The sequence below is a fragment of the Clostridium akagii DSM 12554 genome (assembly GCF_000686725.1).
Classification (GTDB): Bacteria; Bacillota; Clostridia; order Clostridiales; family Clostridiaceae; genus Clostridium_I; species Clostridium_I akagii.
Genome location: NZ_KK366009.1, coordinates 208,314 through 231,805, shown reverse-complemented (window position 1 = coordinate 231,805; position 23,492 = coordinate 208,314). Strand labels below are relative to the sequence as shown.

The 23,492-nt window shown below is 30.4% G+C and carries 23 protein-coding genes; 3 read left to right on the top strand and 20 right to left on the bottom strand.

Translation table 11 applies throughout. The features are described 5' to 3' along the window. Positions 1-75: 75 nt before the first annotated feature. The 3 genes from lepA to gpr all read right to left on the bottom strand — a co-directional run bounded on the left by lepA (position 76) and on the right by gpr (position 3,589). Entirely contained in the window at positions 76-1,881 is a 1,806-nt protein-coding gene (lepA, locus tag BR66_RS0122150; RefSeq protein ID WP_026884875.1) for a translation elongation factor 4, read from the bottom strand. 91 nt (positions 1,882-1,972) lie between these two features. Beyond that, positions 1,973-2,479 carry a hypothetical protein gene (locus tag BR66_RS0122145; protein WP_035796866.1) on the bottom strand — a complete coding sequence of 169 codons (507 nt, stop codon included), beginning with the start codon at positions 2,477-2,479 and terminating at the stop codon, positions 1,973-1,975. A gap of 138 nt (positions 2,480-2,617) precedes the next feature. Further along, the gene (gpr, locus tag BR66_RS0122140; protein ID WP_026884873.1) at positions 2,618-3,589 is read right to left on the bottom strand and encodes a GPR endopeptidase; all 972 of its coding nucleotides are present in this window, start codon (positions 3,587-3,589) and stop codon (positions 2,618-2,620) included. A 183-nt stretch (positions 3,590-3,772) separates the two neighbouring features. Between gpr and rpsT the strand changes: the two genes are divergently transcribed. Continuing rightward, a complete protein-coding gene (gene rpsT / locus BR66_RS0122135) occupies positions 3,773-4,039 on the top strand; it encodes a 30S ribosomal protein S20 (RefSeq protein WP_026884872.1) in 267 nt (88 codons plus the stop codon). A 56-nt stretch (positions 4,040-4,095) separates the two neighbouring features. On the opposite strand, the gene holA is transcribed toward rpsT, so the two are convergent. The 3 genes from holA to BR66_RS0122120 all read right to left on the bottom strand — a co-directional run bounded on the left by holA (position 4,096) and on the right by BR66_RS0122120 (position 9,566). Continuing rightward, entirely contained in the window at positions 4,096-5,127 is a 1,032-nt protein-coding gene (gene holA / locus BR66_RS0122130; protein WP_026884871.1) for a DNA polymerase III subunit delta, read from the bottom strand. An 11-nt stretch (positions 5,128-5,138) separates the two neighbouring features. Then, positions 5,139-6,914, bottom strand: coding sequence for a ComEC/Rec2 family competence protein (locus BR66_RS0122125; protein ID WP_026884870.1), 1,776 nt, complete (start codon positions 6,912-6,914; stop codon positions 5,139-5,141). 66 nt (positions 6,915-6,980) lie between these two features. Continuing rightward, entirely contained in the window at positions 6,981-9,566 is a 2,586-nt protein-coding gene (locus tag BR66_RS0122120) for a P-type ATPase actuator domain-containing protein (protein ID WP_026884869.1), read from the bottom strand. A 368-nt stretch (positions 9,567-9,934) separates the two neighbouring features. On the opposite strand from BR66_RS0122120, the gene BR66_RS0122115 reads away from it, so the two are divergent. Then, positions 9,935-10,444: a hypothetical protein gene (locus tag BR66_RS0122115; RefSeq protein WP_026884868.1), complete on the top strand. Its 510-nt coding sequence runs from the start codon at positions 9,935-9,937 to the stop codon at positions 10,442-10,444. A gap of 145 nt (positions 10,445-10,589) precedes the next feature. Here the strand turns inward: BR66_RS0122115 and BR66_RS0122110 are convergent, their stop codons facing one another. Further along, entirely contained in the window at positions 10,590-11,249 is a 660-nt protein-coding gene (locus BR66_RS0122110; RefSeq protein WP_026884867.1) for a ComEA family DNA-binding protein, read from the bottom strand. Between the two features lie 162 nt (positions 11,250-11,411). Between BR66_RS0122110 and BR66_RS0122105 the strand changes: the two genes are divergently transcribed. Continuing rightward, a complete protein-coding gene (locus BR66_RS0122105) occupies positions 11,412-12,689 on the top strand; it encodes a D-alanyl-D-alanine carboxypeptidase family protein (RefSeq protein WP_026884866.1) in 1,278 nt (425 codons plus the stop codon). Between the two features lie 17 nt (positions 12,690-12,706). Here the strand turns inward: BR66_RS0122105 and BR66_RS0122100 are convergent, their stop codons facing one another. The 13 genes from BR66_RS0122100 to BR66_RS0122040 form a co-directional block, all read right to left on the bottom strand. Next, a complete protein-coding gene (locus BR66_RS0122100; protein ID WP_026884865.1) occupies positions 12,707-13,606 on the bottom strand; it encodes an RluA family pseudouridine synthase in 900 nt (299 codons plus the stop codon). A 17-nt stretch (positions 13,607-13,623) separates the two neighbouring features. Then, positions 13,624-14,004 carry a RidA family protein gene (locus BR66_RS0122095; protein ID WP_026884864.1) on the bottom strand — a complete coding sequence of 127 codons (381 nt, stop codon included), beginning with the start codon at positions 14,002-14,004 and terminating at the stop codon, positions 13,624-13,626. 17 nt (positions 14,005-14,021) lie between these two features. Then, positions 14,022-15,284, bottom strand: a complete 1,263-nt coding sequence (locus BR66_RS0122090; RefSeq protein WP_026884863.1) for an LCP family protein — start codon at positions 15,282-15,284, stop codon at positions 14,022-14,024. Positions 15,285-15,323: 39 nt separating this feature from the next. Then, a complete protein-coding gene (gene yqeK, locus BR66_RS0122085) occupies positions 15,324-15,914 on the bottom strand; it encodes a bis(5'-nucleosyl)-tetraphosphatase (symmetrical) YqeK (RefSeq protein ID WP_026884862.1) in 591 nt (196 codons plus the stop codon). Positions 15,915-15,924: 10 nt separating this feature from the next. Further along, positions 15,925-16,527 carry a nicotinate-nucleotide adenylyltransferase gene (gene nadD / locus BR66_RS0122080; protein ID WP_026884861.1) on the bottom strand — a complete coding sequence of 201 codons (603 nt, stop codon included), beginning with the start codon at positions 16,525-16,527 and terminating at the stop codon, positions 15,925-15,927. A gap of 168 nt (positions 16,528-16,695) precedes the next feature. Continuing rightward, complete coding sequence (locus BR66_RS0122075) at positions 16,696-16,986, bottom strand: YhbY family RNA-binding protein (RefSeq protein WP_026884860.1); 291 nt, start codon at positions 16,984-16,986, stop codon at positions 16,696-16,698. Positions 16,987-16,996: 10 nt separating this feature from the next. Then, positions 16,997-18,271: a GTPase ObgE gene (obgE, locus tag BR66_RS0122070; protein ID WP_026884859.1), complete on the bottom strand. Its 1,275-nt coding sequence runs from the start codon at positions 18,269-18,271 to the stop codon at positions 16,997-16,999. A gap of 69 nt (positions 18,272-18,340) precedes the next feature. Beyond that, positions 18,341-18,643 (bottom strand): 50S ribosomal protein L27, encoded by a 303-nt coding sequence (gene rpmA, locus BR66_RS0122065; protein WP_026884858.1) that lies wholly within the window; start codon positions 18,641-18,643, stop codon positions 18,341-18,343. 1 nt (position 18,644) lies between these two features. Beyond that, the gene (locus tag BR66_RS0122060) at positions 18,645-18,974 is read right to left on the bottom strand and encodes a ribosomal-processing cysteine protease Prp (RefSeq protein ID WP_026884857.1); all 330 of its coding nucleotides are present in this window, start codon (positions 18,972-18,974) and stop codon (positions 18,645-18,647) included. 2 nt (positions 18,975-18,976) lie between these two features. After that, a complete protein-coding gene (gene rplU / locus BR66_RS0122055) occupies positions 18,977-19,288 on the bottom strand; it encodes a 50S ribosomal protein L21 (protein WP_026884856.1) in 312 nt (103 codons plus the stop codon). A gap of 131 nt (positions 19,289-19,419) precedes the next feature. Beyond that, positions 19,420-20,871 (bottom strand): ribonuclease E/G, encoded by a 1,452-nt coding sequence (locus BR66_RS0122050; RefSeq protein ID WP_341350088.1) that lies wholly within the window; start codon positions 20,869-20,871, stop codon positions 19,420-19,422. A gap of 22 nt (positions 20,872-20,893) precedes the next feature. Beyond that, positions 20,894-21,616: a TIGR03936 family radical SAM-associated protein gene (locus BR66_RS0122045; protein WP_242841206.1), complete on the bottom strand. Its 723-nt coding sequence runs from the start codon at positions 21,614-21,616 to the stop codon at positions 20,894-20,896. After that, on the bottom strand, positions 21,594-23,447 hold the full coding sequence (locus BR66_RS0122040; protein ID WP_026884853.1) for a TIGR03960 family B12-binding radical SAM protein: 1,854 nt from the start codon (positions 23,445-23,447) through the stop codon (positions 21,594-21,596). Before BR66_RS0122040 ends, BR66_RS0122045 begins: the two co-directional genes overlap by 23 nt. Between the last annotated feature and the right edge of the window lie 45 nt (positions 23,448-23,492).

Genomic DNA, 23,492 nt, shown 5'->3' with positions numbered 1-23,492 from the left:
CCTCCTAAATTTAGGTATCTAAAAAAAATACTAGCGTAATTAGCTAGTTATTTTTTAGATACCTTATAATAATTACTAGTCTACCTTTAATATAGACATAAATGCTTCTTGAGGTATTTCCACATTTCCAACTTGTCTCATTCTCTTTTTTCCTTCTTTTTGCTTGGAAAGCAATTTCTTCTTTCTACTTATATCACCACCGTAACATTTAGCAAGTACATCTTTTCTAAGAGCTTTAACTGTTTCCCTAGCGATAACTTTAGCTCCTACAGCGGCTTGAATTGGAACTTCAAACATCTGTCTAGGTATGATTCCCTTTAATTTTTCTGCTATTGCTCTTCCTTTATGGTATGCACTTTCCTCTGGTACTATCATGGATAATGCATCTACAACATCCCCATTTAAAAGTATGTCTAGCTTAACAAGCTTTGCAACTGCATACCCATCCATTTCATAGTCAAATGAAGCATACCCTCTGCTCTTTGATTTTAATACATCAAAAAAATCATATATAATTTCATTTAAAGGAATTTTATAGTTTAATACAACTCTAGTTGTTTCAATATATTGCATATCAATAAATGTTCCTCTTCTATTTTGGCAAAGTTCCATTATCGTTCCAACATACTCTGATGGTGTAATTATAGAAGACTTAACCACAGGTTCCTCCATAAAATCAATTTCTGAAAAATCAGGTAAATTTGTTGGGTTTGTTATTTCTAAAAGAGTTCCATCAGTCTTAATTATTTTATATATAACAGATGGTGCCGTAGTTATAATATCCAGATTGAATTCTCTTTCAACTCTCTCTTGAATTATTTCCATGTGCAAAAGCCCTAAAAATCCACATCTGAATCCAAATCCCAACGCTAATGATGTTTCTGGTTCAAAACTAAGTGCAGCGTCATTTACTTGAAGTTTTTCAAGTGCATCTTTAAGTTCTCCATATTTAGCACCATCTATAGGATAAATACCGCAGAATACCATAGGTATTGCTGGTCTATAACCTTCAAGGGCCTCTGAAGTAGGTCTACTTACCTCAGTTATTGTATCTCCTACATGAGCATCTCGAACATCCCTCATTGATGCTGTTATATATCCAACGTCTCCTGCCCTCAATTCTTTTACTGGTAAATATGCTGGCGAAAAAATACCAACCTCTATGACCAAAAATTCCTTTTTAGTAGCCATAAGTTTTATCTTTGTTCCCGCTCTTACAACACCATCCATTACTCTTATATAACTTATGACCCCTTTATATCCATCATAATAAGAGTCAAATATAAGTGCCTTCAGTGGTGCCTCTTCGTCCCCAGTTGGTGCTGGTATTTTTTCTATAACTGCTTCTAAAACATCTTCAATATTAAGTCCAGTTTTTGCAGAAATAAGTGGTGCTTCTCCTGCTTCTATTCCAATTACATCCTCAATTTGTTTTTTGATTTCTTCCGGTCTTGCACTTGGTAAATCAATTTTATTTATTACCGGCAATACTTCAAGTCCATGATCTAAAGCAAGATAACAATTTGCTAAAGTTTGAGCTTGAATTCCTTGTGTAGCATCCACAATTAGTATTGCTCCCTCGCAAGCCGTAAGACTTCTTGAAACTTCATAGTTAAAATCCACATGTCCTGGCGTATCTATCAAATTAAATATGTATTCATGACCATCTTTCCCCTTATATACAAGCCTGGCTGCCTGAGACTTTATGGTTATACCTCTTTCTCTTTCTAGGTCCATGTTATCTAATACTTGCTCTTCCATTTCTCTTTTAGTAAGTGTACCTGTTTTTTCTAAAAGCCTATCTGCAAGTGTGGACTTGCCATGATCTATATGTGCAACTATACAAAAATTTCTTATATATTTTTCCCTAATACTCTGCATTTGTATCCTCCTGTATTCCTCTGTGTCTATAGCTAATTATAACATAGCCTATCCGCATTCTGTCAATATAAACCCATTTATATTATGTAAGTTACTTTAGGTAGTTGTTTACATTAAGTTTATATTTAGATACATCTGATCTTACGTTATATATTTTTTCATCCACACTTTCTAGATTTTTAATGATTTTTTCCTTATTGTCTCCAAGATAAATTTGTTCTTTATATATTTTTTTATGTAAATTATCTATTATTTTCCCATTTATACATAACCTATACTTTTCAGTTTCAAACCTTAAATCAAACGGCATAAAGTTAAACAGTACTCTATACTTAGGTATAGTGATTTTAAAAACTAAATCATTGTCATCGGTTTTATATTCTTGTGGATTATTTATTTTATTTTCAAGTGTATCAAGTTTTTTTTCCATATCATTAAGATCAAATTTATTAATCATATTCCTATAACTTTGTTCTGAAGTTTTCATATGAACTTCATTACAATAAATCATCCTATTTAATTCCATATTACTTATGCCTATACCAATAAAAACAGAAATAACTAGTATTATAAAAAAAAATTTACTTATTTTACTCATAATTTAAAAGTGCCCTCCCATATTACTCTAGCATACTACTCAGATATGAGTTATTACGCATGCTACTATTTAAAGGATGTACTTTTTTACGTTTTTTATTCACTTGTTGTAAGTTCCTTGTAACAATTGCGAGGCATCTTATTGTATATACTGATCTATCTCTTCCTTACTTAACGCCGGTTGAAGTGATATATTTATTCCATTTGCAATAACTTTTGATACAGAATCAATTACAACATCAACTTCTTTAGGTGTAACCATTAGATCTCCTACATAAGGATGCAAAATTCCCTCTATCATTTTTTGCTTTTCATTTTTATCAATTGATTTAAGCATATCATAAAATTGTTTTCCACTTTCAGCATTTTTTATCATTTCGTCAAGTACCATATCAATGGTATCATTAGCAATAGTTGCTGCATCCACCACTGTAGGTACCCCAATTGCGATTACAGGAACACCTAAGGTTTTTTCGCTTATCTCCATCCTTCTGTTACCAACTCCAGAACCTGGTGATATTCCTGTTGTACCGATTTGTATTGTTGAATTAACTCTATCAAGTTTTCTTGAAGCCAAAGCGTCAATGCATATAATAAGATTGGGCTTAATTTTGTCTACTATACCTTTTATTATTTCCCAGGTTTCCATGCCTGTTATTCCCAAAACTCCTGGGGCAATTGAACATACAGGTCTTATTCCTTCATCAAAACTATCAGGTATAAGCTGTTTTAAATGTCTTGTAATCATAAGTTTACTTACAACCTTAGGACCAAGTGCATCTGGAGTTACTTTCCAATTCCCAAGACCAACAACAAGTGCTGTAGTGCTGTCTTCAAGCTTAATAAGCTTTGAAAGTTCCGTAGCTAAAACTTTGCTTACATCTGTCATAGTCTCAGTATCATAGTGAGTGTACTTTGGCATATCGATAGTAATATATGTACCAATTGGCTTTTTCATTAGGTCTTCGCCTTGACTCGTTAGTATTTTAACATCTGTAATTTTAATTTCACCCACAATACTAGTGGAAACATCAACGCCTTGAATTTCTTTCTTACTTTCTTCTTCATATATTTCTTTGGCTTCAACTGCTAAATCAGTTCTTATGCTCATTAATTTCACCCCTTAAAATTATTCTATGGGTCTATTGTTTCTCTTAATGCAGATACTATTCTTTTAAAGTAATACTTGTGGAAAGATTTTTTTAATGATATAATACATATGTTATATATGAGAATGCTCGTAGGATATTCCCCAATTGTGAGTGTTTATAATATTATAAGGGAGTGAAACTAAATGGCTAACATTAAATCTGCAAAAAAAAGAATAAAAGTAACTGAAGTTAAGACTCTTAGAAATAGGATGATTAAATCTGCTTTAAAAACTACTCTAAAGAAGTTTGAAGTAGCAATTATTGCAAAAAACACTGAGGATGCTAAGGTTAACTATGTTGAAGTAGTAAAATCTTTAGATATGGCTGCTTCAAAGGGAGTTATACATAAAAACAAGGCAGCTCGATTTAAATCAAGATTTGCCGCAAAATTGCATGCTTTAGAAGCTTAATAAATTAACCGGTGTTTATCACCGGCTATTTATTTTTTTGTATTTTTTCAAAAATCTTAAACTACTGCACTTTTAATTATAAGTAACTCCATCTTTATTCTGTCATCGCTTCCTTGACTCTTTAGTTGCTTTTCGGTTTCTATACATATTTCTTCTGCTTTAATAATTTGTTTCACAGTATAACTTCTGCATTGAATCATCATTTTTTCACATACATATGGGTGCAGTCTAAATTCCCTTGCAAGTTCCTCTGCATTCTGGCCGTTTTCCATGCCTAGCTTTAAATTCAACATAATATTATATTGTCTTTCTATCATTGATAGTATTACTGTGGCTTTTTCACCTCTGAACATAAGATCATCAAGAATATTAATTGCAGATTCTGGTTTCCTTTGAGATAAAAAATCAACAAGGTTAAATATATCCTTATCGCTTTTTGCAATTGTTAAATCCAAAATATCTTTTTTTTCAATAGGTCTATCACCAGTATAATCGCATAATTTATCTATTTCATTTTTAATGATGTCCATATTATTTTCAACTTCACTACAAAAATAGCTTAATTGTGTCTTATCAATACTTTTACCTCTTTTATCAAACATTTCTTTAACTTTTTTTTGAAGCATAACTCCTTTTAATTTTGTAAATTCAACAACACATGCTTTTTTATCAAGCTTTTTTGCCTTGCTACTTAATTTTTCTCTATCATTATCATATACATAATACATTATTAAAATACAATGCTTAGGCACATGTGCCGCATAATCTTGAAGTTTCTTAATAATGTCGTTACTGTTTTTGTTTACATTTTTTGTTTTATCACTTAGAAAATCAGACCTGTAAACAACCACCACTTTTTTTTCACTCATAAAAGGTAATGTTTCACAAGCATTAAAGATTTGATCATATTGAACTATATTTCCATCATATTTAAAATAATTCAAATCTAAAAAGTCTCCATTTACGTTTTTATCAATAATATCTTTAATATTTTTCTTAATAATGTTTTCATTGAAACCACAAAGTATGTAATAACTATCAAACTTGTTTGCCTTAATTCTATTTTCTAGCTCTAAAAAATTAATCATTCCATCACCTACTATTTAAGTACTAATACTTTATTATTTATTATTTCTAAGTCAACATCGTCTTTAGGCAAATTTGACTTTTTTTCACTTGAATCTTCATTAATTATATCATAATTTTGCAAACAGTTTATGCCATAATACTTTATTCCATCATTGTAAAAATAAATAATGTTATTTTTATCTTTAACGTTAATTACTTTAAGTATTGTTTTATTTTTCCCTTGGCTTTTAGGTATTATTATCAAATATTTATTTCTAACTAAAATGTCATAACTATTTTGCGCATTGTTAACAAACTTATTTACAAAAAATTTTCCTTTGAGTTCCTGTCTTTCATTGCTATCTTTTATTTCATAATTTGATACTAATATTGTATTCCATTTATCCTTCACTAAAAAACCGTATCCGTTTTTTAATTGCAAGTATGACATACCAGGTAAAAAACTGTATTGATTTATTAATATAATTACAAAAAAAAGCATAGGTCCATACTTTACACTTTTATATCCCTTTCTCATAAGAATATAACATAAATATAAATACATTATAAAAATAGCATAAATTGGCGGTATATACACCATAGGAGGTGTCAGTTTTAGTAGTATGCTTATGCCTCCATTAAGCGCAGTTAATAACATGTATATTGGCATTGAAATAATACCAAATAACATCTTAACCGGAGATGCTACCAATGCCACATTGCCTAAAACAACCAAAATGGAGAATATAGGTACTAAAAATATATTCCCTAAAATAGACCCAAAACTAAAACTTTTCAATGTAAATAATGCATAGGGCAATGATAGACTTTGAACACTTAAACTTATACTGAGACTCTCATTAATCCTTTTAGGCAATTTGTATAAAGCTTTTGATATCTTTTTATAAAACATTGCTATTCCAAGTGTTGCAAGAAACGAGAGCATGAATCCAACGTCTAATATGTAATAAGGTTTCAGCAGTACGAGCAGCATACCAGCTAAACTTAAGGCTGAGTATACATCATAATTTTTACTAAGCTTTTTTGAATATTTCAATATTATAATCATTATTAATGCCCTAACTGTAGATGGTTGACACCCAGTAAATAGTGTGTATATTATACCCCCTATAATTGATAATTCTAAACTAAGACATAATCTCAATACTTTAAAAACAATTAACATATGTAGCCCTGATACACAAATAGCATATACGATACCCAAACCTTTAAAATCGTTTTTGCTATCCTGTGAAAGCTGGGCTGAATCACCAAATGCTATGGCCATTATTTCCGACCCAAGCTCTTCACCAATTTCACTATTAAATTTTTTATGAATTTTGTCTTTAAAAGTGTAGAGTATTGATATAAAATCATTGCTTTTACTTCCAATTTTAATAACCTTATAGTTACCGATTACTCCATAATCATAATCAGTGCTCTTATTAAAATATCCCTTTAGAAGAACTTTCTGTCCAATATCAACATTTTTAAGGTTGCCATTTATGCTTACTTTCCTACCTATATAACTTGCTGTTGTATAAAATTGGCTTTTATTTATAATTCTAACATTTAATTCTGATTCTACTGGTAATCCTACACCAAAATAGCTTAGCAAGCTGGAAAATCCAATAATAAAAAATAGCATCATAAAAGCAAAAAATTTTTTTTCACAAATTAAAAAAACACATATTAAAAAAGATGCAGCAATTGCCACATCTAAAAATAAAAAATCATTGAGTAATATGCCACAAAGATCTCCTATAATCATAGAAATAAAAAAGCAAACTAATGGTTTTTCCATCATTATTTCCCTCCATGTTATTATTTTATCCAATAACATGAATGTTAAACACAAATTTAAATCGTATGATTACTGTATAAAATTTTCTCGCTTTATAAAAATCTTTTTAATAAATAAAACCAAAATATATGCTACTATCATTAATAAAACAATCAGCATACCAGAAAAATCAATTACTTCTAAACCAATAAACATAGCTCCAAATTTAGTAATAATAATCATAATGTTACTAGCAATATACACTAATAATAATGAGTCGAAAATCCAGTTTTTAATAAACCTTATTTTAAACATCAATATAATTTGTCCAGCAGAAAAAAACGTAAAGATTTCTGTAATATTTCTATTACTTGAACTACTTATAGGTAGATTAAATGTCACAATACAAATCAAAGCAAGTATTACTGAATCAAATATAATACTAATACCCTTTTCATTCCAAATACTTTTGTCAGTATACCTTTTTACACTTAAATTATTCCACAATTTTTCTCTAGATGAGAATATTAACAAAGATATAATGAGTCCATTAAACATATTAAACCAAAGTATTTCATTAAATGACAGTGGCATCTTGTTATAAAATATCATTGATAATAAACAAAATAAAAATTGACTTAAACTTGATGTGCACAATAATTCAATTATATACCTAAGTGAATTAATTATGGTTTTACTATCGTATACAAAATCTATTATTAATTTAAAATCAATTTTTTTCACATACATATCGCTAAGCTTTTTTACAACATTACTACAATTTTCACCATACGCAATGGATAAATCAGCTATTTTTAGAGGCGGTAAATCCATTAACTTGTTTCCTGTCAATGCAACTTTATAGTCGATATCTTTATATGCTTTTACTATTTTTGTTTTATGTGTTGAAAGTATTCTTGAAAAAATACTCACCTTCTGTATATTTCTTTCTATTTCAACGTCTTCTGTATAGTCCATTTCAATTCCAGATATTACAGTTTCACCTATATTTAAAATACCCATATTCTTTCCAACCGCCATAGCTGTTAGTTTACTATCTTCTGTATATATAACTGGTTTAAGTCCCATTAACCTTGACTTTTTTATATATAAATCCGTATCTTCCATAATAGGATTTTCTAAGCCAATAAGCCCTGCAAATATAAGATTACTCTCAATGTTTTCATTAACAGATGGCTTGTATGTAAAGTTTCTATATGCCAGTCCAATAACATACAAGGATTCATTTGACATATCTATGTCAGCTAGCTTTATTTCCTCAATCTCCTCTTCTGTAAGTTCTTTTTCAATACCATTTTTCATTATGTGTGTGCATTCCTCTATTAAAACATCCACTGCACCTTTAACGTATGCTCTATAATTTTTGTCAATTTTATTTACGGTGGTCTTGATCCTTTTTTCTTTATCGTATGGCATTTTCAATATTCTTTTTTGATTTCTTTCAAGTTCAATTTTATTAATTCCATTTTGCTTTCCAAAATTCAGAAGCGCAATTTCAATTTGATCTTCACTACCATTAATATTACCAATCTCTGAATCATTACAAAGCAAAGCTATTTCTATAATTCTTTTGTTATTATCATTTCTTTGGAATTCATATCCAATACGCTGAATCATACTAGAATCATATATACTTGAGACCTTCACAATACCTTTTGTAAATATATTTTCTTTCTCTGAAATTAATACATCCATATTTGATGCCACTTCAATCTTAGATATACCTTTAACAAATATGCCTTGTCTTTTAAAATTAATCTTTATAAAAGCACTTATAACATATATTATTATTGAAATACTAAAAGGTATTGATGTTATGAGCAATGTAGCCACTGATAACCACAGTTGTGATATGTTACTTTTTTTTGTAATTTCAGTCACAAAAATAATAATAGATGCAAAAATGCCAAATAATGATACAGTATTAACTACACTACCTATTCCCTTATAAAATAAATTTTCCTGCTGTTCAATTTCCAAAAATGTTTCCATAAGTTTACCGATTTCAGTATTCATACCAACTGCTACAACAATACCTTCACCTTCCCCATGATGCACCACAGATGATTTGAAAAGTATATTTCTCATTTCCGACAAACTTAAATCATACTCTAAAAGCCTTGCGGAATATTTATCAATTATATTATTATCCCTTGTCACAGCAGTTTCAATTACACTAAGATTTTCACAATCCATTATTCTTATATCTGCTGGTATAACACTGCCCTTAGTGTAAACAACTATATCACCTACAACTACCTCTTCATTGCTAATGGTAGTTAACTTTCCATTCCTTATAACAGTACATTCTCCTGAATTAAATTTAACCAAAGCTTTTAGATCTTTTTTATCTTTATATTTTTCCATAAAAAGCATTGCTATACTTATTAATAATAATAGTACTAACACTGCTACCGGAAAATACATGTGTAAAATTGAATATAAAACTATACATACTAGCAAGGATGCTGTCCATGGCTGAACTGCCTGTTTTAATATAGATTTCACGATTTTTTTCTTTTGCATGTTTATTATTTTATTAGAACCATATTTTTCTCTATTTAATTTAACTTCTTCCTCAATAAGCCCATGAGTTGCGTTGCTTTGCATTAAGTTAACTACATCATTCCAAGCCAAATTATACCAATCAGTCATCAAAATTTCCCCCTGCATTACTCCTTTTGCTTTAAATAATCTTTTCTATCATTTAATATTTAAGTAGCAATTACTATTTATTGTTTTTAACTATTCTATATTATTATCGTACTATAGATGTTAAAAATATAGCACAATACCTATAAATCAATATATAAATTTAATTAATACTACTATATTAACACACTTTCAAATAGTTAAAAATTAAAAATTTACAATTGAAAGATATGAAAATTTTGCTTCTGATGCGAAAAAGCACTAAAATCAATATAAATGCTAAAAGTTATAGTCAAATATAATACACAATCTATATATTAGTAGTGAGTAATATATTATTATTCTACTGCATATTTATGGAGGTAAATTTTATGAATACTGCTGATAACCTAGACATTCCAGTAGATTTATTCGAAGAGTTGTATTTGACGGATCATCATAGTTTAAAAAATAAATATAAGTTTTTAGGTCAAGGAGCAAGTAGAATCGTATATGCTATAGATGAAACTTATGTTGTTAAGTTTTCCAAAAATAAAACAGGAAAATACCAATGTAAAACTGAAGATTATATATACAATAGTATAGATTCAAAATATAAAAAATTTTTTTGTCCTATAGTTTGGTATAAAGAAGGCATGATAGTAATGAGAAGAGCTTTACCATTCTCTGAAATACTTGGTTTTAAACATGGAAATATTTTTGATTATACAAGTATAAAACGAAATAGCGATTTTTTTATATCTGTTAAAAATATTGCAAAACATTATGATTTACTGTATCCAGACATAAAGGCTATCTCCTCCTGGGGAATACTAAATCAAAAGCCGTTGCTTATAGATTATGGATGCACTAATGCCTTATACGATAAATACTTTGACTAATTATGATGTTTAAAAACGTTTTAACAAAATTTCAACGTACATAGATTTGATTTAAACGAATCTATGTACGTTCAGTTTTCATATTATATATTTAACACTAAAATAGAAAAATCACCATTACGTATAACTTATTTATGTGTAGTTTTTAATTTATTTCAATATAATCCATAATTTTTTTTCCTCTGTTTGGCCCAATTGCAGTTTCCATATCCTTCTCAGAGTTAATTCTTCCACCATTACTCTGTCTAAATTTTATAATTTTTTCTGCAATTCCCTTACCAATACCCGGTATTTTCTTATTTATAATATCATCTTCAGTTGCTCTATTTATATCTAGTTTATCATTCCCTGTGTTTGTATTAGTTCCATCAGCATTAACATTTGTGCCTCCTATGGCAGCAGCACCTTGAGTAGTATTTTGAGTTTTTGATTTTACCTCAATATCATCTCCATCGGATATTTTTTTTGCGCCATTAATACTAAAACAATCTGCATTTTCAGTGAATCCACCAGCCTTGTCAATCAAATCTTTCACCATTTTACCATTTTCCAATGTATAGACTCCTGGCTTTTTTACTTCTCCATATATTTGTGCATTGATTACTTTTTTAACTCCGCCCCCACTTTCATCAACTGTATTATAAGATGCTTCACTTTTATTTTCAGTAAAATTGCTTCCTTTATATACAGATATATCATTGTAATCCATATTTTTCTTAGATTTTTGTATAGTATACCCAACTATAAGGAATACTATAAATATAACTGCAATTAGTGTTGCTCCTATTATTTTTTTATTATTCATAAACGTCCCTCCTTTTATACTAATTATTGACAAATATATTGGTAAATACTCATATTTCTTTTGCCAGTTATAGTTTTTTTTGTTATACTAAAAACATCAAACTTTTTTGGAATCACACAATCCCCTATGCTGTGTGCCCTAAAAAGAATAAAGGAGGGTACAATGAAAAAAGTAGTCACAGTTCTAGTTATAGTTTTTTTAGTACTAAGCAATATAAGCATAAAAACAAATGCGGAAACTTTAAGCCCACCTAATGTCTCAGGTGATGGCATAGTTTTAATGGATGCTACCACAGGAGAAATATTATATGGGAAAAATATAGATGAACAATTTCACCCTGCTTCTACAACAAAAATAATGACAGCGCTTTTGACAATTGAAAATACTAAATCTGATGATATTGTAACTTTAAGCAATGATTTCACTACTAAAAACCATACTCTTTTAGATGGAAATACTCTTTGTCTACAAAATGGAGAGCAACTACCAGTAAAGGATTTATTGTATGGTTTGCTTTTGCGTTCAGCTAACGATTCAGCTGTTGCACTGGCTGATCACATTAGTGGTTCAGTACCTGCTTTCGCAAAGTTAATGAATGAGAGAGCAAAAGAACTTGGATGCACTAATACAAATTTTCAAAATCCAAACGGTCTTTATGACAAAGATCACTTAACATCAGCCAAAGATTTGGCTCTTATATTAAAAAAGCTTTCTACCTATCCTGAATTCAAGGAGATTGCCACTACGACCTCTTATAAAATTTCTCCCACCAACAAAACTGACCAAGCTGCATCAACCATAAACAGGACTTTGAGAAATGAAAATAAACTAGTATATAAGGGCACGGGGGACTATTGTGATGGAATTGATGGTGGTAAAACAGGTTATACAACTCAATCACTCCATTCTTACGTAGCTGCTGCAACAAGAAACGGTCATAGACTGATAGTTACAATTATGCATAGTGACGATCAAAAATATTTTGTAGATGCAAAAGCGCTTTTTGACTATGGTTTTACTAATTTTAATTTGACCAAAGAGTATTCAACGGGAGATATAGTAACCTACTACAAAGAATCTAATGGTAAAAAGATTCCTCTTATTGCTGCAGAAGACTTTTATTATACATCAGCTAAAGATTCTACTTCAAAACCTAGCTTTAAATTTATTAATAATTCAATAAAAACAACTAAATTTCATAAAGGACAAAAGGTAACTAATATTGATTTAAATCTAGATGGTAAATTGTTAGGAAACCTAAACCTGCTGAGTGGTATTACATATTCTCCTAGTATTTTTTCATCTAATTCTAATCCCTTAAATTTAAATAAGACTAAAGCAATTTATTTAATTATAGGAATATTTGTGTTACTTTATGCCCTCGTAATCTATAGAAAGAAAAAATTAAAAGGAAAAAAGTTTAGAGACTATTATAAATAGCATCTAAACTTTTTTTCCTAATATTTTTTTTTCAATTCTAAAATCAAATCTTTAATATCCTTTGGAATATCTATTTCAAGTTCAACTAGTTTTCCTGTTTTAGGATGTGGAAAACTTAATTTATATGCATGAAGTGCCTGCCTTGTAATAATATCATTATCCCCACCATATAGAGTGTCACCAAAAATCGGATGTCCAATACTGCTCAGATGTACCCTTATTTGATGAGTTCTCCCTGTTTCAAGCTCCAGTTTTAATATGTCACCTGCATTTAAGCTTTCAACTACTTCATAGTGTGTTACACTACTTTGCCCTCTTTCATCTATAACCCTGTTTATACTGTCTCCACCAGTTCTGTATATTGGCAAATCAATTATCCCAGTATTTTTTTCTAGACTTCCCATAACCACCGCTATATATCCTTTTTTAAATGATTCTAATTTCATATCTCTAGCAAGTGCCATATGAGCAAATTGATTTTTTGCAATTAGAATAAGACCTGATGTATCCATATCTAATCTATTGACAAGCCTAACTATACAATCTTCCCCTTTTTCTTTAAAGTAGTATAATAATCCATTTGCAAGGGTTCCTTCTTGATATCGCTTAGTTGGATGAACTACTATTCCTGGTGGTTTATTAACAACAACTACATCCTCGTCTTCATATATAATAGACAAATCCATTTTCTGAGGAACAATATCCTGACTTTCCTCCCTGTGTAAGTCTATTTGAATCTTATCCTCATTCCTTAAAATATAATTCATTTTCACAGGGAATCCATTAACAAAAATTCTTCTTTCAATGGCGGCTTTTTTTATAAACCTTGAGGATATATTTAATTTATTTTTTAGATATTCTCTTATTTTAGTACCAATAGCTTCATCCTTAATACAATACTCTAGTTTGTTATCCATTTTTTCATTCACACATCCTAATCTACTATTGCTATTACCTCTATTTCAACTAATGCATCCTTAGGAAGCTTAACCTCAACACAAGATCTTGCGGGTTGATTATCCTTAAAATACTTACCATACACCTCATTCACATCTGGAAAATCGCCCATATTCTTAATAAATACGGTAGTCTTCACAACCTTATCAAAAGAAGAATTAGCTTCATCTAATATTTTTCCTATATTCTTTAAGCACTGATCAGTTGCATTCTTTACATTGTCATCAACTAATTTGCCTGTTATAGGATCTAATGGTATTTGACCTGACGTATAGAGTAAGTTTCCTACTTTTATTGCCTGAGAATATGGACCAATAGCTTTAGGTGCATTTTTTGTGTTAATAATAATTTTTTCCATTGTTATCGCTCCTTATATCATTTGTTTATGTCATCTCCAAGTACTACAATTATATCATATTTGTTGCTTTTTTCTTCCACTAATTCATAGTCACTAGCCTTTATTACATTTCCCATATCATCATTTATTTTAGTAAGATTATTTTCATCCGTACCATAAAAAGTGAGCTTTGTTACAGCCACTGGTTTTTGAGGTGCATTTCCAGTAGTAATATTGGTAAACCCTTTGCTGTTAAGTTGTGTCTTAAAACCTTTTGCAAAACCATTTTTAGTAGTACCATTTAATATTTCAATTTTAACATCAGCCTTTTTAACATCAGCCTTTGCTTTAACACTGCTACCTAATAATTTGCTATTTGCAGCATCATCCATTAAATAATATTTGTTACTATCAATCCCAACAGTTAATCCATTTGCCACAGACATTGTAACTTTTGATTTATCCAAATGACTAAAAGCACGTGCATATTTAAGAACATCATAGGTGCTCATGTTACTTTCAATATTTTTTGATACGGAAGATATTATAGCTGGATACTTTATTATTGTTGAAAATCTACTGAATTTATTCATAGTAGTTTCCAAAAAAGTTTGTTCGTTTTTTATTCTTCCAATTTCTCCTGACAAAATAGCGGTATCATTATTATTTTTAACCCATCTATAATATTCTTCTGCCTTTTGCCCATCAAGATTTTGAGTACTTCCATTATCGAAATGAATATGTAAGTTCTGCACATTATCGTCATAGTCCATTTTTTTGTTTACATTCATTGTTATTCCACCAATTGAATTTATTATATTTCTAAACGATGTATAATCTAGCTGAACATAATAATTCACTTTGATATTCATTAAATTCTCAACACTGCTTTGCAAAAATTTAGCACCGTCTACTGAAGTAGCATAATTTAGCTTAGCTGCTTTTTTATCAACTTTTATAAGTGAATCTCTAGGTATTGATACTATGTTTAGTTTTTTATTTTCAGGTTCGTAATGAAATAGTACTATTGAATTTGCTTGATTTGAATTACTAACTTTACTTGAATCCCCTGTATCATTGGAACCTACATCAACCCCTGCAAGCAAAATATTAACAGGTTGATTTTTCTCTGGAACCACAGCTTTTACATTCACCAAATTAGATTTGCTATTTGTTCCAGATAGATAAAATACTGAAAAACATGTAATCCCCACTGCAAGACAAATAAAAATAGCTAAAATAGGAATTCCAACTCTCTTTAATATCTTTTTTACATTGAAGTCTTTTTTATTATTTTCCATTTTCATAACTCCCCCTTATAAGCTTCCTAAATTAAATAATCATTTATTATAATCTTTTTCTTTTGCTACTTTACATATAATAAAGTTCCTTGCCTCAACAGTATCTTTATGTATCAAATTACCCCTGCTTATAACTACTTCTATTGTTTTATCAAAAGAGAGTATTAGTGCCTCATCTAAACTCCTAAAAGCCGCATTACGAAGTTCCTCTATACCCGGAAATTTTCTAGATGTTTCAATGTAGTCAGCTAGGTATATTACCTTTTCTAAAAGGCTCATATCACTTTTACCTATAGTATGATTTTTAATTGCACTAAGTATATCTTCATCTTCAACGCCCATCACTTTTTGTGCCATAATAGCACCTGCTGCTCCGTGGAGTAATGATGGATTTGCCTCCAATACATAATCAATATCCACTCCATTTTTCCTGCATATATCTAATATCTCTTTTTTATCAATTTCTTTAGCACAATCATGTATTAATCCTGCTATTTTGGCTTTTTTTATATTAGCGCCATATTGTTTAGCCAATTTTTCTGCTGCATCTTCAACTCCTAGGCTATGATTATACCTACCTTGGCTTAGATTTTCTTTTAAGTAATTTCTCATTTGTTCTTCATTCCACATAAAAATCACCTCACTTTGTATATAATTTTAATTTTTTTATATCTTCATTCACAGAGTAAGGCACAAGATAAGATATATTTTTACCATTTTCAATTCTTTTTCTAATATAGGAAGATGATATATCCATTTGAGGTAAATTAATTAAAATTATATTCTTGTTATATATTTTCTCAATTTTATTCTTTTGATTACATATTTGTTCTTCCTTGTAACCTGGCCTAATAAAAACCGCTAGCTTACAAAGTTCTAAAATAACGCTAACGTTCTTCCATCCCTCAATTTCCATTAAACAGTCCACTCCGCATATAAAATACCACTGTGTATCAGGTTCTTTTTCACTTAAATATTCAAGAGTTTCATATGTAAAACTATATCCCTCTTTTAAAATTTCGTAATTATTTATTTCAAAAAAACTTTCATATTTTATTGCTTTCTCCACTACCTTATATCTAATATTGGCCTCAGTTATTTCATTGTTTTTTTTATGTGGTGGATTACCTGTTGGTATAAAAACTATCTTATCCAGTTCCAGTTTTTCTAAAGCCTCATATGCAATATGCATATGACCATTATGAAATGGATCAAAAGTTCCACCAATTATCCCTTTTTTCATCTTAATACCTCTTTAGTTGATTTGTTTATAAAGTTTGATATAAATGTTAAAACTATATCTAAATATATTATTTATTATACCACATTTTTCTTTTAGTATATGTAAAAAATTGTATTGCATAAAAATAATCAGGCGAAATCTAACATCACCTGATTGAAACACTACTTTCTATATTAATTCTATTTTAGAATTTTTATTTGATTTTTTGTAAAGTACAAATTTTTTTCCGATTGCCTGTACTCCGTCACAACCTATCTTATCGCATATATAGTCACTTGCTTCTCTTGACGTATATTCACTGTTATCTAAAACAGCTATCTTAATAAGTTCCCTTGCTTCAAGCGCGTCCCTTACTTGCTTTAAAAACGCACCCTCTATTCCATTTTTTCCAACATGAAATATTGGCTCAAGTTTCATAGCCAGTGATCTTAGGTAACTTCTTTGTTTGCTGGTTATCATTTTATCACTCCTATACTAAAAATTCGAATTCAAAATTATTTAATCTTACAAAGTCATTGTCTTGTATTCCCATAGAAATAAGCTCCGCAATAACGCCTTTGTTTTTAAGCACCTTGTGAAAATACATTAGTGATTCAGGATTATTTACATTAACACTGTCAAGTAATCTATCAACAAAAGTCCCCTCCACAATATAAACATTACCTTCTTTTATTATATTGTAAGTAAATCTTCTTTCTTCTTCAACAAACTTATCATCTTGACTAATTTCAAGATCTGCTATTGGAATATTGGAAAGCTGTCTTGCTGCTTCCTTAAGTAAATCATCTACGCCCTGTCTTGTAGCTGCAGATATTTTGAATACATGTTTGTATCCCATTTCATTTAGCTTAGCTTTGAAACTTTCAAAGACATCATCTCCATAGCATATATCACTTTTGTTAGCAGCTATAATTTGAGGTCTATCCCATAGTTTAACGCTATACTTCTTAAGTTCCTCATTGATTTTCTCAAAATCATCTAATGGATCTCTTCCCTCACTACCTGAAATGTCAATAACATGAATTAGAAGTCTTGTTCTCTCAATATGTCTTAAAAACTGTATTCCAAGACCTACGCCTTCAGCAGCACCCTCAATTATTCCAGGAATATCTGCCATTACAAATCCTGGTATTCCAGGTAAACTTACTACTCCTAGGTTTGGTTTAATAGTAGTAAAATGATAATTTGCAATCTTTGGAGTGGCTTTCGAAACAACTGATAGAAGTGTAGATTTACCAACGTTAGGGAATCCTACAAGTCCTACATCTGCAAGAAGTTTTAATTCAAGACTAATCCATCTTTCTTCTCCAGGCATACCTGGCTCTGCAAAATTTGGTGCCTGTCTTGTAGATGTACAGAACTTAACATTCCCTTTTCCGCCTTTTCCACCTCTAGCTATTACAATCTTGTCATCTTTGTGAGATAAATCTGCCATTATTTTATTACTCTCAGCATCTCTTATAATAGTACCAACAGGCACTTTTATAAATAAATTCTCTCCTTCTTTTCCGTAACACTTTGAACCAGAACCTCCTGTACCATTTTCTGCAACAAATTTTCTATTGTAGGTAAAATCTAGCAGGGTGGTCATATTAACATCTGTTATAATTGTTACACTACCACCATTACCACCGTCACCACCATCAGGGCCACCTAATGGTACATACTTTTCTCTTCTGAACGAAACCGAACCATTTCCGCCTTTTCCAGACTTAATAAATACTTTGGCCGTATCAATAAACATATTAATCTCCTTTTAAAGAACAAATTTTATGATTTAAAAAAGCACCCCCGGTAAAAGGGTGCTCCAAAATTATTCAGCTATACTATCCTCAATAACTACAGGATAAACACTTGCTTTCTTTTTGTCTTTTCCTACTCTTTCAAATTTAACTACTCCATCAATTTTAGCATAAAGTGTATCATCTGATCCTTTTCCTACGTTAGTGCCTGGGTGAATCTTTGTTCCTCTTTGTCTAACAAGTATGTTTCCGCCGAGTACGAATTCTCCATCTGCACTTTTAACTCCAAGTCTCTTTGATTCACTGTCTCTTCCATTTCTTGAGCTACCTACTCCTTTTTTATGAGCAAATAACTGAAGGTTCATTTTTAGCATTCTACTGCACCTCCTTTACTTCTAGTTTAATATAATCTTTGTAATTATCTTCTATGTTCTTAATTCCTAAAAGCATGGTTTCCATCAATACTTGACATTTTTTAATTTGTGCTTCACATTGATCATTTAAATCTAAATTCAAATAACCATCATGTTCACCAATTTTAGCTTTTACCTTTACTATATCCGTTATACCATTACAAATGGATATGGATACAGCAGATACAGCACTACATACTATGTCATATCCTTCATAACCATAATCGGCATGACCATTTATATCAAATGAAACTAAGTAATTACATTTTCTTTCAAAAACAACTTTTATCATAATTAAGCTTCTATCTTTTCAATTACAAGCTTAGTATAAGGTTGTCTGTGTCCTTGTTTTCTTCTATAGTCTTTTTTACGCTTAAATTTGAACACTATAATTTTTTTAGCTTTTCCTTGCGCTGTTACTTTTGCAATGACTTTAGCTCCTTCAACTACAGGCTTACCTAAAACTAATCCATCTTCCTTGCTAACTGCAAGAACATTAGATAGTTCAACACTTGAATCAATTTCAGCTTCTAGTTTTTCAACGAATATTACGTCTCCTTCTGAAACTTTGTATTGTTTTCCACCAGTTACTACAACTGCGTACATAAAAACACCTCCTCATTCCAGTCTCGCCAACTCAGGTACACAAGATTCTAAAATCCTATGTTTCGATAAAACCCTCTGCGTGCGGTCTACATATGACAGTTTATCATATGTCACCATATTTGTAAAGTAAATCACCCATATATTTTATAAGCTTTCATTTCTTGTATTTGACTTTGAAATACTAGCATTTCAACCTTTATTCTATCAACATTTTTCACATAATTAACATAGATATTTTTATTCAGTCCCTGAATATCCTCTACAAAACTCTCCAGAGATTTAGTTATTTCTGCCTTGTATACTTCACCTATTTCAATATATATATGTTTATTTTCATTTTTTAATGAAATCCTAAGTATATCATTTCTAATTAAATGCTTTAAATAAGAAAATTTCAGTATTTTGCCCTTACCAAAACAATGGCTACAATCCTCTTCTATATAATCTAATATAGATTTTCCCCTTCTACGCCTTGCGATCTGTACAAGATTAAGTTCTGTAAAAGGATATATTATGGTCTTATTTTTATCATCTTTAAATCCATGTTCTAAAATACTCAGTATTTTTTTCTTTGCTTTTTTATCTTGAATATCAATAAAATCTATAACAATTATTCCACTTAAATTTCTAAGTTTTATTTGTCTTGTTATTTCCTTTGCTGCTTCAAAATTTGTTATTTCCACTGTTTTTTCTATATTTATACCTTTTATATTTTTCCCCGAGTTTACATCTACAACATACATTGCCTCTGTTTTATCAATAACTATTGATCCACCACAAGGCAAAATCACATTTTTATTTCTGAGGGCCAAGATCTCACTTTCGACTCTATAAAATTCCATTATAGGAATATTATCCTTATAGAGTTGAACGCTTGTTTTTATATCCGTTTTATCTTTAAAATAGTCCTTCAAAAACTCATAATCAGTTTCACTATTCACTACCACTTTTCTCGTGGATTCACCAACAGCATCTCGTAAAATCTTTCCTAAAACTCCCCCAGGACTATATAAAAGTTTGGGTTTATTTGTGAACGTTGCCTTCTTTACAATATCACTGTATACTCCATATAGCTTATTTATTTCTTGGTTTATTTCTTCAATAGGCACTTTTTCTGCATTGGTTCTTATCATAACGCCTACATCCAAAGGTTTATATATTTCTTCAAGAAATTTTTCTTGCAAATCTGAATCCACAATTTTTTTTGAGATGTTTATTTCACTAGTTAGTGTTTCTATCACAGAATACCTTCCTGGTATACTTATATTATTGTTTACCTTAGGGCCTTTACTTCCCATACTTTCTTTAACAATTTCAACTAACAGCTCTTCACCCTTTTTAACATTCAGATTTCCAAACCTAGAATCTAAATACATATAAGCATTTTTTCCTACTCCAATATCTACAAAGGCACACTTTATACCCAGGACAATATTTTTAACTATACCCTTATAAATTTGTCCTGGATAAACTGTCTCTTCATCTTCCTCAATATAACATTCACGAAGTTTTTCATCCTCTGTTATACATATTTTAAGTATGTCCTTTTGTCTTTCAATATATACATCTTTCAAATTTTGCACCTCGATACTTTAGATTAATAATCTAATCTGTATATTTTTCAAAATATTCCCATAGGGGTATGATATTTGTGCCCCTAGCTCCATATATCTCTTTTCTAATGATTTCAGTAAAAGCTATAGGCTCAACGTTATTTGTATGCGTTTTAATATATTCAGAAACTAATTCTGATGAAAGATTTTCCCTGCTTCCACAAGAAATAGTCGCATTAATAATCAAAACATTATTTTTTATTTCAAATTTAAATTCCCTTACCATTGGCCTTATATTTGTATCTTTTTCGCCACTTTTTGTCTTTTTAATTATATTCCACTGGTCTTCTTTTGATAATTGTAAAAGTTTTTCTTCTAAACCATTAGTATCTTCATATTTAATCCTTATTTCATAACTTGCGCTGTCAACAGCTGACATAGACTGTGGAATCTTTTTTCCATCTTTATCACAGGATTCTTTTATTCCAACCACTTTCAAAAGTTTTAAACTATCTGTTGACTTTTTGTTAAATCTTTCTTTAATTTCTTCACAATCTACTTCTTCACCGAACTCTATATCCAAATACTCTCCTGTGGAATGCATTCCAACTGATAGAGGTTGTGCAATGGAAAGTCTCATATGTGGGTTAAATCCATTGGAATATTCCACTGGAAGTGCTGCTCTTTTAAAGGTTCTCTGCAACGCCCTCATAAGATCAAGATGAGCGACGAATTTTATATCAGGACCTTTTTTAAATTTTATTGAATAACGCACCTTCAAAACACTCTCCCTCTTTAAACTTTAGATTAACGCCACAGCTAGTACATCCAAGCCTGCAATCTGGAGTAATTGCTGCCTCTTTTGCCTTTTCATTTTCACCAATAAGGAACTCTTTATTAACTCCAATTTCAATGAAATCCCAAGGAAAAACTTCATTATAACTTCTATCTCTATAAGCATAAAAATCTCCATCAACATTGCAATCTTTCAAAGCCCTCATCCAAGCATCATTACTAAAATACTCTGTCCATGCGTCAAATTTAGCACCATTTTCAAACGCCTTTACCAATACATCGCACATTTTTCTATCACCTCTTGCAAATATAGCTTCAAGGTAACTCACCGGAGTTTCATGCCAATTATAAGTTATTTTTCCATTCATAGTCTTCCTAAGTTCACTGATTTTTCCTCTTACGGAAGTCATTTTATCCATAGGTGCCCATTGGAATGGTGTGAATGGTTTTGGAATAAAGATAGATGTACTAACAGTAACCTTTAGCCCTTTTTTCCTCTCTGGCTTTGGAATTTTATAATATTCATCTAGTACTTTTGCAGATAAGGATGCTATTTCCTTCACATCATCTATTGTTTCATATGGAAGTCCTATCATGTAATAAAGTTTAATTGTAGACCACCCTGCGACAAACGCATCAGAGACGGAATCAATTAGATTTTTCTCAGTTACTCCCTTGTTTATAACATCTCTCATCCTTTGAGACCCTGCTTCTGGAGCAAATGTAAGTCCGGTCTTTCTTACCTTTTCTATCTCCTTTATAAGGTCAACTGAGAAAGAATCTATTCTAAGCGATGGAAGTGACACTCCAACATTTTCATTTTTATATTTTTCAACTAGTGAAAACACCAAATTTTGAATATCAGAATAATCACATATACTTAACGAAGTAAGTGAAAGATTTTCATATCCAGTATTTTCAATAAGTTTATCTGCAAGTTCAACTAATTTATCCGTCTTTTTCTCTCTTACAGGTCTATATACCATTCCAGCCTGACAAAATCTACATCCTCTTGTACATCCCCTAAAGGTTTCAAGCATTATTCTGTCATGGATTATTTCATTGTAAGGAACTATTATTTTATCAGGATAGTCCACTTCATTAAAATTAGTAATTATACGTTTTTTTACTCGCTTTGGTACATCAACAAACTTAGGATTAAATTCTTTTATAGTTCCATCTTCATTATAAATCACATCATATAAGCTAGGTACATAAGTTCCTTCAATCTTAGATGCTGCTCTTAGAAATTCACTTTTACTTTTACCCTTGAATTTTTTGTATAAATCTAATATGTCATTTAAGTGTTCTTCTCCTTCTCCTAAAGAAAATATATCAGCTATATCATGTAGTGGCTCAGGATTGTACGCACATGGTCCTCCGCATAATATTATTGGATCTTCTTCCCTTCTTTTAGAAGCTCTGACTTCCATTCCTGACATATTAAGCATATTTAAAATATTCGTATAACTCATCTCATATTGAAGGGTGAATGCAACAAAATCAAATTCACTTAACGGATCCTTTGTCTCAAGAGTATAAAGAGGGATATCATTCTCCCTCATTAATTTTTCCATATCAGGCCAAGGCGCAAATGCTCTTTCACAATATGTGTCCTCTCTTTTATTCAAAACATGATATAGTATTTTCATTCCAAGATGAGACATACCTATCTCATATACGTCTGGAAAACAAAATGCAAATCTAATATCCACTTCATTTTTATCTTTGATACAACTGTTAAGTTCTCCGCCCACATAACGTGCCGGCTTTTCTACTCTATATAAAATATCATCAGTTATTTTTTTCAACTTTTCTTCCCCCTACTAGGCTATTCATTTTTATATTTTAACATA

Bases quoted from the DNA above. Each gene is read 5' to 3' on its own strand.
- BR66_RS0122095 (WP_026884864.1), bottom strand. From the start codon at position 14,004: ATGGAAAAAATTATTATTAACACAAAAAATGCACCTAAAGCTATTGGT.
- nadD (WP_026884861.1), bottom strand. From the start codon at position 16,527: ATGAAAAAAGGGATAATTGGTGGAACTTTTGATCCATTTCATAATGGT.
- BR66_RS0122145 (WP_035796866.1), bottom strand. From the start codon at position 2,479: ATGAGTAAAATAAGTAAATTTTTTTTTATAATACTAGTTATTTCTGTT.
- BR66_RS0122120 (WP_026884869.1), bottom strand. From the start codon at position 9,566: ATGACTGATTGGTATAATTTGGCTTGGAATGATGTAGTTAACTTAATG.
- yqeK (WP_026884862.1), bottom strand. From the start codon at position 15,914: ATGTGGAATGAAGAACAAATGAGAAATTACTTAAAAGAAAATCTAAGC.
- BR66_RS0122115 (WP_026884868.1), top strand. From the start codon at position 9,935: ATGAATACTGCTGATAACCTAGACATTCCAGTAGATTTATTCGAAGAG.
- BR66_RS0122060 (WP_026884857.1), bottom strand. From the start codon at position 18,974: ATGATAAAAGTTGTTTTTGAAAGAAAATGTAATTACTTAGTTTCATTT.
- obgE (WP_026884859.1), bottom strand. From the start codon at position 18,271: ATGTTTATTGATACGGCCAAAGTATTTATTAAGTCTGGAAAAGGCGGA.
- rpmA (WP_026884858.1), bottom strand. From the start codon at position 18,643: ATGCTAAAAATGAACCTTCAGTTATTTGCTCATAAAAAAGGAGTAGGT.
- BR66_RS0122100 (WP_026884865.1), bottom strand. From the start codon at position 13,606: ATGGATAACAAACTAGAGTATTGTATTAAGGATGAAGCTATTGGTACT.
- BR66_RS0122125 (WP_026884870.1), bottom strand. From the start codon at position 6,914: ATGATGGAAAAACCATTAGTTTGCTTTTTTATTTCTATGATTATAGGA.
- rpsT (WP_026884872.1), top strand. From the start codon at position 3,773: ATGGCTAACATTAAATCTGCAAAAAAAAGAATAAAAGTAACTGAAGTT.
- rplU (WP_026884856.1), bottom strand. From the start codon at position 19,288: ATGTACGCAGTTGTAGTAACTGGTGGAAAACAATACAAAGTTTCAGAA.
- gpr (WP_026884873.1), bottom strand. From the start codon at position 3,589: ATGAGCATAAGAACTGATTTAGCAGTTGAAGCCAAAGAAATATATGAA.
- BR66_RS0122110 (WP_026884867.1), bottom strand. From the start codon at position 11,249: ATGAATAATAAAAAAATAATAGGAGCAACACTAATTGCAGTTATATTT.
- lepA (WP_026884875.1), bottom strand. From the start codon at position 1,881: ATGCAGAGTATTAGGGAAAAATATATAAGAAATTTTTGTATAGTTGCA.
- BR66_RS0122105 (WP_026884866.1), top strand. From the start codon at position 11,412: ATGAAAAAAGTAGTCACAGTTCTAGTTATAGTTTTTTTAGTACTAAGC.
- holA (WP_026884871.1), bottom strand. From the start codon at position 5,127: ATGATTAATTTTTTAGAGCTAGAAAATAGAATTAAGGCAAACAAGTTT.
- BR66_RS0122075 (WP_026884860.1), bottom strand. From the start codon at position 16,986: ATGATAACCAGCAAACAAAGAAGTTACCTAAGATCACTGGCTATGAAA.
- BR66_RS0122090 (WP_026884863.1), bottom strand. From the start codon at position 15,284: ATGGAAAATAATAAAAAAGACTTCAATGTAAAAAAGATATTAAAGAGA.